This window comes from Sphingopyxis sp. GC21, assembly GCF_025727575.1.
GTDB lineage: Bacteria > Pseudomonadota > Alphaproteobacteria > Sphingomonadales > Sphingomonadaceae > Sphingopyxis > Sphingopyxis terrae_A.
The window spans coordinates 3,656,456-3,670,224 of record NZ_CP095845.1 but is presented as its reverse complement, the minus strand read 5'-3'; the positions used below and the strand labels follow the sequence as shown (position 1 = coordinate 3,670,224).

General features: G+C 64.7%; 11 protein-coding genes. 7 read left to right on the top strand and 4 right to left on the bottom strand.

The genetic code is table 11. The features are described from left to right. Positions 1–2 precede the first annotated feature (2 nt). Both MU856_RS17695 and msrB read right to left on the bottom strand, forming a co-directional pair. Entirely contained in the window at positions 3–2,213 is a 2,211-nt protein-coding gene (locus tag MU856_RS17695) for a transglycosylase domain-containing protein (RefSeq protein ID WP_412072801.1), read from the bottom strand. A 54-nt stretch (positions 2,214–2,267) separates the two neighbouring features. Beyond that, positions 2,268–2,663 (bottom strand): peptide-methionine (R)-S-oxide reductase MsrB, encoded by a 396-nt coding sequence (gene msrB, locus MU856_RS17690; protein ID WP_003046857.1) that lies wholly within the window; start codon positions 2,661–2,663, stop codon positions 2,268–2,270. A 148-nt stretch (positions 2,664–2,811) separates the two neighbouring features. Between msrB and MU856_RS17685 the strand changes: the two genes are divergently transcribed. The 3 genes from MU856_RS17685 to MU856_RS17675 all read left to right on the top strand — a co-directional run bounded on the left by MU856_RS17685 (position 2,812) and on the right by MU856_RS17675 (position 6,355). After that, positions 2,812–3,321, top strand: a complete 510-nt coding sequence (locus MU856_RS17685) for a DUF4402 domain-containing protein (protein WP_263588112.1) — start codon at positions 2,812–2,814, stop codon at positions 3,319–3,321. 279 nt (positions 3,322–3,600) lie between these two features. Beyond that, positions 3,601–5,127 carry a hypothetical protein gene (locus MU856_RS17680; RefSeq protein ID WP_263588111.1) on the top strand — a complete coding sequence of 509 codons (1,527 nt, stop codon included), beginning with the start codon at positions 3,601–3,603 and terminating at the stop codon, positions 5,125–5,127. Positions 5,128–5,170: 43 nt separating this feature from the next. Continuing rightward, positions 5,171–6,355 (top strand): M23 family metallopeptidase, encoded by a 1,185-nt coding sequence (locus MU856_RS17675; protein ID WP_234179351.1) that lies wholly within the window; start codon positions 5,171–5,173, stop codon positions 6,353–6,355. Here MU856_RS17675 and MU856_RS17670 read toward each other — a convergent pair. Further along, positions 6,352–7,236, bottom strand: coding sequence for a LysR family transcriptional regulator (locus MU856_RS17670; protein WP_234179352.1), 885 nt, complete (start codon positions 7,234–7,236; stop codon positions 6,352–6,354). The two genes, MU856_RS17675 and MU856_RS17670, sit on opposite strands and share 4 nt — an antisense overlap. A gap of 97 nt (positions 7,237–7,333) precedes the next feature. Between MU856_RS17670 and MU856_RS17665 the strand changes: the two genes are divergently transcribed. From MU856_RS17665 to MU856_RS17655, 3 genes are all read left to right on the top strand, one after another. Further along, positions 7,334–8,308, top strand: coding sequence for a quinone oxidoreductase family protein (locus tag MU856_RS17665; RefSeq protein WP_263588110.1), 975 nt, complete (start codon positions 7,334–7,336; stop codon positions 8,306–8,308). Between the two features lie 70 nt (positions 8,309–8,378). Further along, positions 8,379–8,633: a YciI family protein gene (locus MU856_RS17660; protein ID WP_263588109.1), complete on the top strand. Its 255-nt coding sequence runs from the start codon at positions 8,379–8,381 to the stop codon at positions 8,631–8,633. A gap of 370 nt (positions 8,634–9,003) precedes the next feature. Beyond that, positions 9,004–11,058, top strand: a complete 2,055-nt coding sequence (locus MU856_RS17655; RefSeq protein WP_263588108.1) for an alkaline phosphatase D family protein — start codon at positions 9,004–9,006, stop codon at positions 11,056–11,058. Positions 11,059–11,240: 182 nt separating this feature from the next. Here MU856_RS17655 and MU856_RS17650 read toward each other — a convergent pair whose 3' ends face one another. Beyond that, on the bottom strand, positions 11,241–12,401 hold the full coding sequence (locus MU856_RS17650; protein ID WP_263588107.1) for a CaiB/BaiF CoA transferase family protein: 1,161 nt from the start codon (positions 12,399–12,401) through the stop codon (positions 11,241–11,243). 142 nt (positions 12,402–12,543) lie between these two features. Between MU856_RS17650 and MU856_RS17645 the strand changes: the two genes are divergently transcribed. Continuing rightward, positions 12,544–13,722 carry an iron-containing alcohol dehydrogenase gene (locus tag MU856_RS17645; protein ID WP_040590218.1) on the top strand — a complete coding sequence of 393 codons (1,179 nt, stop codon included), beginning with the start codon at positions 12,544–12,546 and terminating at the stop codon, positions 13,720–13,722. The last annotated feature ends 47 nt before the right edge of the window (positions 13,723–13,769 follow it).

The window sequence follows — 13,769 nt, the reverse complement described above, 5'->3', positions numbered from 1 at the left end:
CCTTAATTGCCCTCGCCATTGGCGGGCGTACGCGCGGGCGGCACCTTCAGCACCGGTGGCGGCGCCTTGGGCGGTGCTGGTGCGGGGGGACGTAGCTGCTGCGGGGCCGCCTTTGGCGCGGCGGCGCCATTGTCGGCGGGCGGCCGGCGCCCCGTCTGCTCCTCGATCCATTGCTGGTTGAGCACAGGGCCATCGGCGGGCGGCGGCGGGACGTCGCCCTGGGCGGTGTCGGGCGCAGCGGGCAGTTCGATCGGCATGCCATTTTCATCGACCATGCCGCCATTTTCCTCAGGTGCGCCGAAATAGGCCTCGTCATCGCCCTCAAGCTGCCATTCGGGCAGCTTGACCTCGGTATCGAAGGGCTCGACGGGGCGCCGTGCGACAGCGATGCGCATATAGTCGGCGAAGGCCTTGGCCGGCGCGCGGCCGCCCTGCAGCCCCCCGACCGCCTTGGCATCGTCGCGGCCCATCCAGACGCCGGTGGTCAGGCCGCTCGAAAAGCCGAGGAACCAGCCGTCCTTGTTGCTCGACGTCGTGCCGGTCTTGCCTGCCACCGGTCGGCCGATCTGCGCGGCGCGCCCTGTCCCCGTCGCGACTGCGGTCTGCAAGAGGTCGGTAATGCCCGCGGCAACCCAATTGTCGACGAGCACCTGCCCGCGCTCGGCCGGCTTCTGATAAAGGAGGCGCCCGTCGGCGGTCGTCACCTTGGTGATGCCATAGGGCTGCACCGACACCCCCTTGCGCGACACGGCGGCGAAGGCGGCGGTCATGTCGATCACCCGCACCTCGGCGCTGCCCAGCACCATCGACGGGTGAGTGTTGATCGGGGTCGTGATGCCGAAGCGGCGCGCCATGTTGGCGACCGACGAAAAGCCGATTTCATTGCCCAGCTTCGCCGCGATCGTGTTGACCGAATAAGCGAAAGCGGTGCGCAGGCTCATCGGCCCGGCGAAGCGGCCCGACGAGTTTTTCGGGCTCCAGCCGTTGATCGTCACCGGTTCGTCGACCACCTGATCGTCGACCTTATAGCCGGCTTCGAGCGCTGCCATGTAGACGAACAATTTCCAAGCCGACCCCGGCTGGCGCATCGCCTGCGTCGCGCGGTTGTAGTTGGAGGCGACATAGTCGGTGCCGCCGACCATCGCGCGCACGGCGCCGTCGCGATCGAGCGAGACGAGCGCCCCCTGCACGCCCTTCGGCGTGTCGGCCTGGATCGCCGCGGTCGCGGCGCGCTGCATGCCGAGGTCGAGCGTCGTGTAGACATCGAGCGCCTCGGTGCCTTCGTCGATCAGCATGTCGAGCTGCGGCAGCGCCCAGTCGGTGAAATAGCGCGCGCTGTTCTGGCCCGTTTCCTGTGCCAGCTGGACATCGGCGGGCTTGGCACCGTCGGCCTGCGCCTGGGTGATGAAGCCCGCATCGACCATGGTTTCAAGCACGACCCCCGACCGGCCGAGCGCGGCCTGGGCATCGGCAGTCGGCGAATAGCGCGACGGCGCCTTGACCAGCCCCGCAACCACCGCCGCTTCGGACAGCGACATCTGGGTCGCGCTATGCCCGAAAAAGCGCCGCGATGCGGCGTCGATGCCGTAGCTGCCGCCGCCGAAATAGACCTTGTTCAGATAGAGTTCGAGGATCTCGTCCTTCGAGAATTTCCATTCAAGCGCGAGCGACAGGATCATTTCGCGCAGCTTGCGCGACCAGGTGTAGCTGTTCGACAGGAAGATATTGCGCGCCAGCTGCTGGGTGATCGTCGATGCGCCCTGCATCCGGCGCCCGGTGCCATAATGTTCGACCGCGAAGACAGCAGCGCGCGTCATTCCGACCGGATCGACGCCGGGATGATAGCGAAAGCGCCGGTCTTCGACCGCGACCATCGCATCCTGCATCACCTGCGGCGTTTCGCGCAGCGTCAGCCAGCGCCCGTAATTGGGGCCGAGCGACAGGAAGACGGTGCCGTCGGCGGCGTGGACGCGAATCGTCTGGCCCGCCGGCGACTTTTTCAGCTCCTCGAAGCTCGGGATGCGCTGCGCCGCAATGCCGACCGCGACCGCGACCGCGACGACCCCGACCAGCGCAAGCGCGAGGCCCCAGCGGAACAGACGGCGGAGCCAGAGGCGCAGGCCCGACGGTCCCCCGGAGCCGGGGCCCTTGCCCGAGCCTTTGCCTGACGATGACGATTTGGGGGCGGATGACGATTGTCGCTCGCGGCGCAAAATCCAGATTCCTTCTTTCGCTGCGCGGCGATGCGGCAGCCGGCCCGGCGGGGATCAGCCTTCGCCGGTCCCCGCCTCATCCTGCCCGCGGTCGGCGAAGTCAAGCGCCGCGCTGTTGATGCAATAGCGCAGCCCCGTCGGCCCGGGACCGTCGGGAAAGACATGGCCCAGATGCCCCTCGCACTTGGCGCAGCGCACTTCGGTGCGGATCATGCCATGGCTCATGTCGCGATGTTCGCTGACCGACGCATCGCTGGCGGGCGCCGTATAGCTCGGCCAGCCCGAACCGCTGTCATATTTGGTGCGGCTGTCGAACAGCGGCGTGCCGCAACCGGCGCAGCGATAGAGGCCGTCGCCCTTGAAATCGGTATATTTGCCCGTGAAAGCGCGCTCGGTGCCGCCTTCGCGCAGTACATGATGGGCCATTGGGTCGAGTTGCTTGTCGGTCATGATGGGCTACTCCTGGGCGGCGCACGGGGGTGGGGAAGGGCGCCGCATGATGGCCTGAATATCGGCGCGATGCCGCGCCCCCGCAAGGGGTAGCGTGGCCTGCTTTACCGCCGATTAACCACGATCGCGCTATGCCGAAGGGGTGATAATGCGTCTCCTCCTTGCCCTCCTGCTGTTCGGCGCGCCGCCGGCCCCCTTGGCCGCCCAGTGCCAATTGTGCGGCCAAGACGGCAAAGATGCCGCGATTGTGGCGCGCAAGGCGAGCATGCCGCTGCGCGTCGAGGTCGACACCCAGCTCGACCTGGGCCGCGTCGCGGTCGGCGCGAGCGGCGGCGAGATCGAGATCGATCCGCTCACCGGCGCGCGCCGCCTGCGCGGCGACGTGCGCGACCTCGGCGGCTTTGCGGTTACCGGCGTCGTCACCGTCAGCGGTGAGCCCGGCGCCGAAGTGCGTGTCACTCTGCCCCCGTCGGTCGATCTGGAGAGCGGCAGCGGCGCGAGCGCGCGCGTGACCGGGCTGGCAACCGACCTGGGCGCGGCGCCGCGGCTCGGCCCCGACGGCCGCCTCGTCTTCCGCTTCGGCGGACGGCTGCAGGTTGCCGGCGCCACCGACGGGGACTACCGCGGCCGCATTCCGGTGACGGTCGAATATCCGTAAACAGGCCCGCGTTCAGGCGAGAAAAGCCGCAACGCCAACGCCGCAAAATAGCTGCTCCGCGCCGACGTTCTTTCAATGCCGGGCGTGGCGCCGCCGCTTCTCCAGCCCGTCCATTGCTCCGAGGACCCAGATTCGGGAAGGGGCATCGACGCCCAGACTTCAATTCCTGCCTCGGGAGCGACCGTGAATTGTTGCCAAAACCGCGATTCCAAGCCTTGTGCCTGTATTAATCAAGCAATACAGTGTGGCCGTTCTGACGCCCTGCGAATCGAAACCGCGATGTTCAAAACTATTCTTTCATCACTGACCTTTTTCGGACTCTCCGTTGCGGCGCCGGCGCAAGCGCTCGAAGTTGAAATGACCTTTCTCGTTCCGGCACGGGATGCGGCGGGCCAGGCCATCACCGAGCGGCTGTCTGATGGCCGGGAGCTGCCGGTTGGCATGCCGATCGCCGAAGGCCCGCTGAAACGCAGGCTACTCGCAGCGACGGCGAGCGGGGTCGCTGCCCTGCTTCCCGATCTCGATCGGATGGCGCGGGCCAGAAGCCGGCAGACGTTCGACTGCCCCTCGATCGGCGGCGGCATCATCGTCTATCTTTCCGACGAAGACGGCGGTTTCGCCCGCAAAGACCTGTTCATCGAGGACGGCAAGGGGCGCCGCGCACTTTGCCGCGACTATTTCATCGATCTCACGGTCGATGAAGCCAGTATCGCCGACGGCCAGTTCGAAGAGGTGCTCGCGCATGAATTCGGCCATGTGCTTTTGCGCCGGCTCCTTGGCCCGATCCCCCCGACGCTGTCGCGAAATGGCCATTCGGTGCTTGTCACGACCGATCCGACGACCGCTTTCGACGAGGGTTTCGGTGAACATTTCCAGCCCCTGGCGCTGGCATTGACGGCGTCGGAGGGGTTTCGCGCCCGCGCGCGGTTCGGGGCACCATCGCCCGCCGACTATTGGCTCAGCCGCCGCGAGACTTGGCTGCGCGAGACGGCGATCCCGCAAGGCGGCTTTCTCTTCGGATCGGTCCGATCGGACCCGCAAGCTTCGGGGATCGAGGGATGGCGCCTCGCGCAAACCGATTATTCATTAGACCCCTGCAGCGTCAGATCGGGCGAGGCGCAGATGGCGTCCGAAGGCGTCGCCGCGACCATCTTCTACCGGCTCCTCGCAAAAAGCATGACGCGCGAGGCTTTGCTCGCTCGCTACGAAAAGCTGTTCACGATTCTCGCTCGGCGCGCGGACTGGCATGGCCGCGCGCCGCTGGTCGATCTGGTTCGCGACTGGGCCCGGCTCTATCCCGACGATGCAAAGCAGGTCACTCGTATTTTTCTCGAGGCCACCGGCGGCGCGACGGCGAGCGCGGACTTGCGCGACGCCACTGCGCGGCTTTCCTGTTCCGGTGCGCATGGCAAGCTTGCCGACTTTCTTCGCAATTTGCCGCTCTATCGCCAGGCCTTCGCCGCAGCTACCGATCAAGTCGCGGCGGGCAAGTTCGCGCTTGATGCGCACCTCGCTCCGGAACTCTGGATGACGAACCCCGACGTCCATATTCCCGCGGCGCCGTGGGACGAGAAATTGACTGAACCCTTGGTGGTCGACCTCAATACGGCCGACGCTACCAGCCTCGCCTATCTCCTCGCAGGCAAGCGCGATCTCGCATCGCGGCTGGTCAAGGCGCGCGACAGCGCGCGCTTTTCGAGCATCGACGAAGCCGTGACGAGGGCGAAGCTTACGTCTGGGGAGGCGAGCGAAATCGCCCGATTCCATCGGCAGATCGGCGATCTGCCGGCATTTACGCGGCGCTGAGCGGATGTCGATTTGGCAGCAAAGTGATGGGAGTATCGCAACTATGGCTCGGGTGAAGTTCGCCTTGTTGCTGCTATGCAGCACCATAGCGCCCTCCTTGTTGGGCAGTGAGATTGCCGCCGCCCGTCAAGAGCCGGCGCCCTCGGTAGTCCCCCTTGATGTTGAGTTCGGTAAAGCGCCTGCGCCGGTCGAGGCGTCCGGCCGCGACCATCTTCTCTACGAGATGCGATTGACCAACTATTCGGGGCGCACGATCATCCTGACGGAAATCGACGTCTTCGACAGCAACGGCGGCCGTCCACTCGGCGCATTTGCGGCGAAGGATTTAGCGACGATGATTGCGACGCCCGGACAGCAGAAAGAGGGCGCCGACCGTCTTCAGATCGGGCCTGGCAGCTTTGTCATGGTATATTTCGACACGGCGGTTCCCAAGGGGACAGGAGCCGGGTTGCGTCTTGGTCACCATATCCATGTGGCATCGGCATCAAGCGGGCCGCCCGACCCATCGCGCACTATTCTGGAAGTCCCGCCACTGACGGTGAGCGGCGAGGCTCCGCTGGTGGTGAACGCGCCCCTTGGGCCGGGCCACTGGCTCGCAGCCAATGCGCTGTCGAACGATTCCGATCACCGCCGAACGATCGCGGTCGTGGATGGCCAGGCCCGGATCGCGCAGCGCTATGCAATCGACTTCGTGAAGGTCGATGCGCATGGCCGTGCCTTTACGGGCGATCCTTCGAGGAACGAAAGTTGGTCCGGATATGGCGAACCGGTTCTGGCGGTCGCCGATGCGGTCGTCGAGGGCATCCTTGATGGCTTGCCCGACAACCAACCCCTGGCCCCGCCTGCCATCAAGATCGGCCTCGATACGATTGCCGGCAATCATATCGTCCTTCGGCTGCCGGGTGGAAACCGCGTCCTTTACGGACATCTCAAGCCCGGCAGCATCAGAGTGAAGGAAGGCGAGCGGGTGCGCATGGGCGAGGTGCTCGCGGCGCTCGGCAACTCGGGGCAATCCGATGCTCCGCACCTTCATATCCATGTCGCCGATGCAGCCTCGCCGCTGGGTGCAGATGGTCTGCCCTTCGCGTTTCGCACCTTCCGGCAGGAAGGCTATGCGCCGTCGCTCGATATTCTCGAAAACCCCGGCGGGTGGACCGGCCCCACAACATCCGGCGTCGATACGCGACATAAGGAACTGCCCACGGATCTGGCCGTCATCGCCTTTTAATCGCTCGCTGCCCCCTCGGGATCGAGTATCGCGCGCCCGGCAAGGACAATGTCCACAATATGATCAAGGACCGCCCGGATGCGCGGAGACCGACGAAGATCGGGATGAACAAGCAGCCAAAGCTCGCGGCTCGGTGGCGGTGAGGGTGTGGCCACCATCGCGAGCCGCTCGTCGGGGTCGCCGAGAAAACGCGGCAGAACCGCCAAACCCATCCCGGCAGCCGCCGCTTCGTGCAGCGTGGTCAATTCGTTGCTGCGAAATGCCAGGCGCAAGTCCGGCTCCAGACGTCGCAGCCATTGCTGTTGGAGCACATGATCGAGGCTATCGTCATAGCCGAGAAAATCGCGGTCGCAGGCTGCGGCTTTCGCAAGATAGTCCCGCTGGCCATAAAGACCGAAAGCCATCGTTCCGACACGCCGCGTCACGATCGAACCCGTCGTCGGCCGACTGAGACGGATCGCGATATCGGCATCCCGGCGCGACAAGCTGATGGCGCGGCTGTCGCCGGCAAGTTCGAGCTCGATCCCGGGATATCGGCGCCGAAGCGCCGTCAGGCGGGGCGCGATAAATCGGCTGGCGAATGTGGGCGGCGCGCTGATGCGCACCACGCCTGCCAGATCGGACTGCCGGCCTTGCGCCACGCGCGTGATGTTGAGCGTTTCCTCTTCGACGCGCGCCGCAATATCCGCGATCGCCTCGCCTTCGGCCGTAAGGCTGAATCCGCGACCGGACCGTTCGAATAGACGCATGCCAAGCCCTTCTTCGAGCGACGCAATACGGCGCGCGACCGTGCTGTGTTCTGCGCCCAGAGTGCGCGCCGCGGCCGAGAGTGTCCCCGACCGAAAAAGCGCCAGAAAATATTTCAGATCATCCCACTGCATCTGTGCATTTTTGCACAATAACTGGGCATACTAAAGGAATTACTGTGCGCGCACCCATGCCCTAAGCAGCCCGCTTTCAAAGCGAAGGAGCGAGAAGATGGCACGAGTGGTGAAAATGCACGCCGTGGGGGATGCGGCTGTTCTGCGCGTCGATGACCAGCATGTCGGCGATCCTGGTCCCGGCGAGATCCGCCTCCGTCACGCCGCAGCGGGGGTAAATTATGTCGATATCTATCACCGAACCGGTCTCTACCCCGTAGCCCACCTGCCCGCCGTCCTCGGTGTCGAAGGGGCCGGAGTGGTCGAAGCGCTGGGCGATGGCGTCACCCATCTTCGTCGGGGCGACCGGGTCGCTTGGGCGGGCCTGCCGATGGGCGGCTATGCCGAAACGCGCCTGCTGGCGGCAAACCGGGCGGTGCCGCTCCCGTCACATATCTCGGATACGGTCGCTGCGGCTTCCATGTTGCGCGGTATCACGGCGCACATGCTGCTGACGCGCGTCGCACGCATCTCGCCTGGAGATATCATCCTCATTCATGCCGCCGCAGGCGGCCTTGGCCTGATATTGAGCCAGTGGGCCCGCAAACTCGGAGCAAGCGTCATCGGGACCGTCGGCTCGCCCGAAAAGGCGGCGCTGGCCAAGAGCTTCGGTCTCGACCATGCGGTGCTTTACAAAGAGAGCGATTTTGTCCGCGAGGTTCTAAACATCACCGGCGGCCGGGGCGTCGATGTCGCCTTCGACGGTATCGGGGGCGACGTCTTGCTGCGAACCCTCGATTGCGTCCGACCCTTTGGCCTGGTGGTTAGTGTGGGCCAAGCCTCGGGGTCGCTCCCGGCAATCGATATATCCGAACTGGGCCCGCGGCGGTCGCTCGCCTTGGCCCGGCCCAGCGTCCTTGCCTATATGGCCGACCTTGATTCCTATCGGAATGCCGCGGCCGAATTGTTCGAAGAACTGGAAGCCGGACTGCACGTCGAGATCGGCGCGCAATTTGACTTGGCCGACGTGGCCAAGGCGCATTCTGCCCTCGAGGCCGGACGAACCACCGGTTCCGTCTTGCTGACGTTCTGACCCTGAGCAGGAAGATTTGAGCGATGGAAGACTGGATTTCGTCCGCCATCACCGAAAGAAAAGGAACCTGATGATGAAGTACCTCGTCCTTTCACGGCGAACGCCGGAATTTCGCAGAGAAGTGCTTGGGGAGCACTATGCCTTTCTCGACCGCCTGCGCGATGCAGGACGGCTCGAATGCGCCGGCCCCTTCACCGACCAATCCGGCGGCGCCTATATATTGATTGCCGCCAGCTTGGACGAGGCGAAGCAGTTTGCCTTCAAAGATCCGTTGCACACGCAAGGCTGTTCCCAGCTTGATGTCTTCGAATGGAACGCGGATTGAGTCATTGCGGCCGTCTTCCGATCGTGCCTGGAGGATGGTCTCTTTTCGGTGAAAGTCAGCAAGAGCGATCCGTTCGGCATGGGGGCCGCGGCCGCCAACCCGGATCTCCGCTCTTCCCATTTCGATTGCGCGACCGTCATCGTGAAAGCCAGGCCGCGCGCGCGGGATAAACTCCCGACCCGGGTTCTCCTAGGCCCCTTAGATACGCATCCGACGCCGCCGTCTGCCCTTCTGCCAGCCGCGCGCCGCTCGCATTCCACCCTTGGTCGAAAAGTCAGGGGCGCTCGTGACCTAAATCTTTCGGGTCTGGCCAACCCGGCTAGAGTTTGCATCACGACCTGATCGGCACGGGTCAGGAGGGGGACAAGCGATGGACCGACGGAAATTTATGGCGGGTGCGGCTTCGATCGGGATCAGCGGCATCTGGGCGTCCCGTCTGTCCGCGGCGCCCTCGCAAATGGCATGGCGAGAGGATCGCCGCCTTTTTCCCCAGGGTGTGGCGTCGGGCGACCCGGACGAACATAGCATCGTCCTGTGGACCCGGCGGCCATTCGACGCGGGCGACCGTCATGAACTGACCGTCGAGGTGGCGCTCGATCCGAACTTTCGCCGCGTCGTCGCGGCGGCGCGCACGCCGGTGCTGGCGGCCGCCGACTGGACGTGCCGGGCGCTGGTCGGCGGACTCTCGCCGGCGACGGTCTATTGGTACCGTTTCGCCGATGAAAGCGGCGCGGGCAGCCGGATCGGGCGGACGATCACGGCCCCGCGCGCCAGCGACCAGCGACCCGTTCAATTTGCCTTCGTGTCCTGCAACAGCGTCAACGAAGGCGCGCAGAACGCCTACGCCCGCATGATCTGGGAGGACGAGCGCGCGGCGGCCGACCGCAAGCTCGGCTTTGTGCTCCATCTCGGCGACTTCATCTACGAAGTGGTCGAATATCCTGAAGAAACGCCGCACCGCTATTCGCGCACGGTCTATGATCTCGGCCACATTCCCGACGCGCGCAAGGTCGGCAATTTCTATGTGCCGACCAATCTCGCCGGCTACCGCCACGTCTATCGCGCGCATATCGACGATCCCGATATCCAGGATGCACGGGCCTATCTTCCTTTCGTGTGCATGGGCGACAATCACGAATTCTCCTGGCAGGGCTGGCAGAGCTTCATCAAATATGGCGCCACCGTCGAGCCCGCGCAGCCGCTGCGCGTCGCGGCCAACCAGGCGTGGTGGGAATATATCCCCTCGCGCGTTCGCAAGGCATCCGGCGCCGCGCTGGAGCAGTTTAGCCCGCCTGCCGTCGAAAAGGCCGCGATCGACACGTTCGACGACGATGGCTTCGGCACCGAAATCAACAACCGCATCGCGGTCGGCAGCATGACGACCTACCGCGCGCTGCGGTACGGCAAGCATGTCGATCTGATCCTGACCGACCTGCACAGTTACAAGGCGGCGGACCCCACCGATCGGCCCGAGGCGGCGGCGCTCGACTCCGGCGACTATCCGGTGATCCCGCAAGAGTGGCTGGAAATCGTCGACGGCGGGCGGGATTATGCGGGCGGCAAGCCGCCTGCGATCATCGCGATCGGGGACAGGAGCATTCCCAATTATCGCAAGGACGAACCCGCGCATACTGTGCTCGGCCGGGAACAAAAGGCGTGGCTCAAGGCGCGGCTGACCCAGTCGACTGCGACCTGGAAGATCTGGGGCGCGACCAACGGCACGCTCGATATGCGCACCGATCCCCAGAACCTGCCCGAGGGGCTGGTGAAGGACCGATGGCCGGGCAGGGATTATGGCACCTTCGGCGGCGGCGATATGAGCGGAGCCTTCGCCGAACGCGCCGAAATCTACGATCTCGTTCGCGACGCGAAGATCCCGGGCTTCGTTACGGTTTCCGGCGACCGCCACAGCTTCTGGGCCGGATATGCAGCGCCTGCCCTGCCGCCCGCGGAATTCGCGCCGGTCGGACTCAGCTTCATCACCGGTTCGATATCCGCTCCCGGCCTTGGCGAAGCTGCCGAGTTCTTCAAGGAATCGGCCTTGCGCCCGCTCTATGTTCGAAAGGTCGAAGGCGCTCCGCCCGAGCACACGATCAACCTCACAATCAAGCGCGGGGTGCGCGCGGCGCTCGAATATGCGGCGAGCGGCGACATCGAAGCCGCCCGGGCGCTGACCAATCCCGACGTTGCGCCCCATCTCGAATTCGTCGACATGGCCGGTCACGGCTATGCTGTTGTCAGCGCAGGGCCCGACACCATCGAAACCGAGTTCGTGTGCATCGTCCGCCCGATCGCGCGGGCGAAAGCCCCCGATGGCGGTCCGCTTCGCTACCGCGTCTCACACCACGCCCAAATGTGGCGGCCAGGGGCGCGGCCCAGGCTCGAACAGCGCATTGTCGAGGGGGACGCGAAGCTCTCGATCTGAAGCTCTCTTCGGATAATCGGCTGCAACGAGCCCGGACGAATTGCGCGCATCCACCAAAAGCGGTCATCGGAGGACACCGAGACCATTTGGATCGCAACAATGCTCATCTGAGCGCTGAATGCCTGTCGGCAGAAGGAGCTCGGCGCAGATCAAGTTTCCGGCGGCCGCTGAAATCCGCGCAGCTATTCTATGATGGACTTTTGCTGCAGCGATCGGATTTCATTTTCGCTGACAGCCCAGTCGATCAGGCTGCCGGGCAAATCGGGCCTCGAAACCACGGGGCCCGGTGACCGGAGGATGGACCGCGAAAATCGCGGCGCGGGTGCCGGTTGCAATGAGCGGCCCGAATGAACATGCGCTTCACGCGCGCGATTCGCGGGATGATCGGCCGCCTCGTCAAAGGTCAGCACTGGCGAGACGCAGGCATCGAGCCGATCGAAAATTGCGCACCATTCGCGCTGCGAACGCGAGCGGAATATCGGCTCGATCCGGCGCGCGCGGTCGGGCCAGACGTCGGGGTTGAGATAGTCGGGAAAATCCCCGGGGTCGAGACCAAGCCCCGCCAGAAACGCATCATGGAACTCGCGCTCGAGCGCGCCTACAGCCATGTGCCGGCCATCGGCGGCTTCATAGCAGCGATAGAAATAGGCGCTTCCGTCGAGAAGATTGCCGGTGCGCTCCCGCTTCCAAAGGCCCATCTGCATCCAGCCCGCCATCTGGGTCAGCAGGACCGAAATACCGTCGACCATCGCCACGTCGAGAATCTGGCCCTTGCCGGAGCGCTGCCGCTCGACCAGCGCAGCGAGCACCCCCATGGCGAGGAATGTGCCGCCGCCGCCAAAGTTACCGACCAGATTGAGCGGCGGCGTCGGCGGCGCGTCACTCGGCCCGATAGGATAGAGGGCGCCGGCGAGCGCGAGATAGTTGATGTCATGTCCTGCGCGCGACGCCAAAGGGCCGGCCTGCCCCCACCCGCTCATGCGCGCATAAATCAGACGCGGATTGGCTTCGCAGAGTATTTCGGGACCGAGTCCGAGCCGTTCCATCGCGCCCGGTCGATACCCTTCGATAAGAACGTCTGCCTTCATCGCCAGATCGCGAACGAGATTGTGTCCGTCGGGCGATTTCAGGTCGACCGCCACCGAGGGGCGGTTGCGATAAAGAAAGTCGAACTGCGGATCGCCGCCAAGCGGGCGCCCGGCGCCGAAGCGTTCAATGCGCAGGATGTCGGCGCCCAGATCGGCGAGCAGCATGGCGCCAAAAGGCGTCGGGCCAAGCCCGGAAAATTCCAGAATCCGAATACCGGAAGCCGGCGGCGCAGAGCCATTTTCTTTTTCTATCATAGGCTTGTCATCCGTCTCCCCTGGCGGGCTCGCCGCCCATATTCCCATCAGTTGAAAAATATACTAGCCAGTATACGCTTCTCCTGTCACTATCTGATTCACCAGACCGGCGCAGACCGGACGATCAGAGGAGAGCGAGATCATGTCTAAGATCACCCCGAGCGAATTGCGCTTCACCCGGACCGAGCGGGTTACCATGGGCGTCCCCACGGCTGAGGCGATTGCCGACCAGGCCGCCAAGATGGGGTGCAACAAGGTTTTTCTGCTGGCATCGGCGACGCTGCGCGAACAAACCGGCGAAATCGGCTTGATCGAGGCGGCGCTTGGCGACCGTCATGCCGCAACCTTCAGCGGGGTCGCTCCGCACGCGCCGCGCAGCGATGTCCTCAAGGCCGCCGATGCCGCACGCGCCGCGGGTGCCGACCTGATCGTCTCGGTCGGCGGAGGTTCGGTCACCGACAGTGCAAAGATCGTCGCCCTGCTGATCAAGCATGACGTGCGAAGCGTCGAGGCGTTCGAACCGCTGCGCACCTTTGTCACCGATGCAGGCGAGGTGATCAACCCGATCACGATCGGTCCCGATATTCCCGTCATCTGCGTGCCGACCACGCTTTCCGGCGGAGAGTTCAACGCGCTGTCGGGCGCCACCGACGAGGTCACCCAGCACAAGCAGGGCTATGAGCACCGCAACATGGCGCCCATCATGGTCGTTCTCGATCCCGCCATCACGCGCCACACGCCCGAATGGCTCTGGCTCTCGACCGGCGTCCGTTCGGTAGACCATGCGGTCGAGACCTTGTCCTCCTACCAGTCGAACGACTTTGCCGACGGTCTTGCCGAAAGCGCCCTGCGACTGCTTGTCGAGGGACTTCCGCGCGTGAAGGCGGATCCGGGCGATCTCGAAGGCCGCCTGAAATGCCAGATCGGCGCATGGCAGTCGATGATCAGCATCATCGGCGGCGTTCCAATGGGCGCAAGCCACGCAATTGGCCATATTCTGGGCGGCACCTGCGATGTCCCGCACGGATATACCTCCTGCGTGATGTCGCCTTATGTCCTGGCGTGGAACGCCGAGCATGATGCAAGCCGTCAGGGGCGCACGCTCGCGGTGCTCGGGGGCGAGCATGCGAGCGCTTCGGCAGCGCTCGATGCCTTCATCGCGGGGCTGGGAATGCCGCGGAGGCTGAGCGAGGTGGGAGTAGACGAAAGCCGCTTCCAGCAGGTCGCCGAATATACGCTTCTCGACATCTGGGGCCGCACCAATCCCCGGCCGGTCACCTCGGCCGCCGACATCCTCGAAATCCTTCGGCGCGCCGCCTGACGATGGCCGGAGCCGGGACGATAGCCAAGGAAGACAGGGGGGTGACT

Excerpts from the sequence above, each read along its gene's own strand:
- msrB (WP_003046857.1), bottom strand. The coding sequence starts at position 2,663 with ATGACCGACAAGCAACTCGACCCAATGGCCCATCATGTACTGCGCGAA.
- MU856_RS17685 (WP_263588112.1), top strand. The coding sequence starts at position 2,812 with ATGCGTCTCCTCCTTGCCCTCCTGCTGTTCGGCGCGCCGCCGGCCCCC.
- MU856_RS17680 (WP_263588111.1), top strand. The coding sequence starts at position 3,601 with ATGTTCAAAACTATTCTTTCATCACTGACCTTTTTCGGACTCTCCGTT.
- MU856_RS17675 (WP_234179351.1), top strand. The coding sequence starts at position 5,171 with ATGGCTCGGGTGAAGTTCGCCTTGTTGCTGCTATGCAGCACCATAGCG.
- MU856_RS17670 (WP_234179352.1), bottom strand. The coding sequence starts at position 7,236 with ATGCAGTGGGATGATCTGAAATATTTTCTGGCGCTTTTTCGGTCGGGG.
- MU856_RS17665 (WP_263588110.1), top strand. The coding sequence starts at position 7,334 with ATGGCACGAGTGGTGAAAATGCACGCCGTGGGGGATGCGGCTGTTCTG.
- MU856_RS17660 (WP_263588109.1), top strand. The coding sequence starts at position 8,379 with ATGATGAAGTACCTCGTCCTTTCACGGCGAACGCCGGAATTTCGCAGA.
- MU856_RS17655 (WP_263588108.1), top strand. The coding sequence starts at position 9,004 with ATGGACCGACGGAAATTTATGGCGGGTGCGGCTTCGATCGGGATCAGC.
- MU856_RS17650 (WP_263588107.1), bottom strand. The coding sequence starts at position 12,401 with ATGATAGAAAAAGAAAATGGCTCTGCGCCGCCGGCTTCCGGTATTCGG.
- MU856_RS17645 (WP_040590218.1), top strand. The coding sequence starts at position 12,544 with ATGTCTAAGATCACCCCGAGCGAATTGCGCTTCACCCGGACCGAGCGG.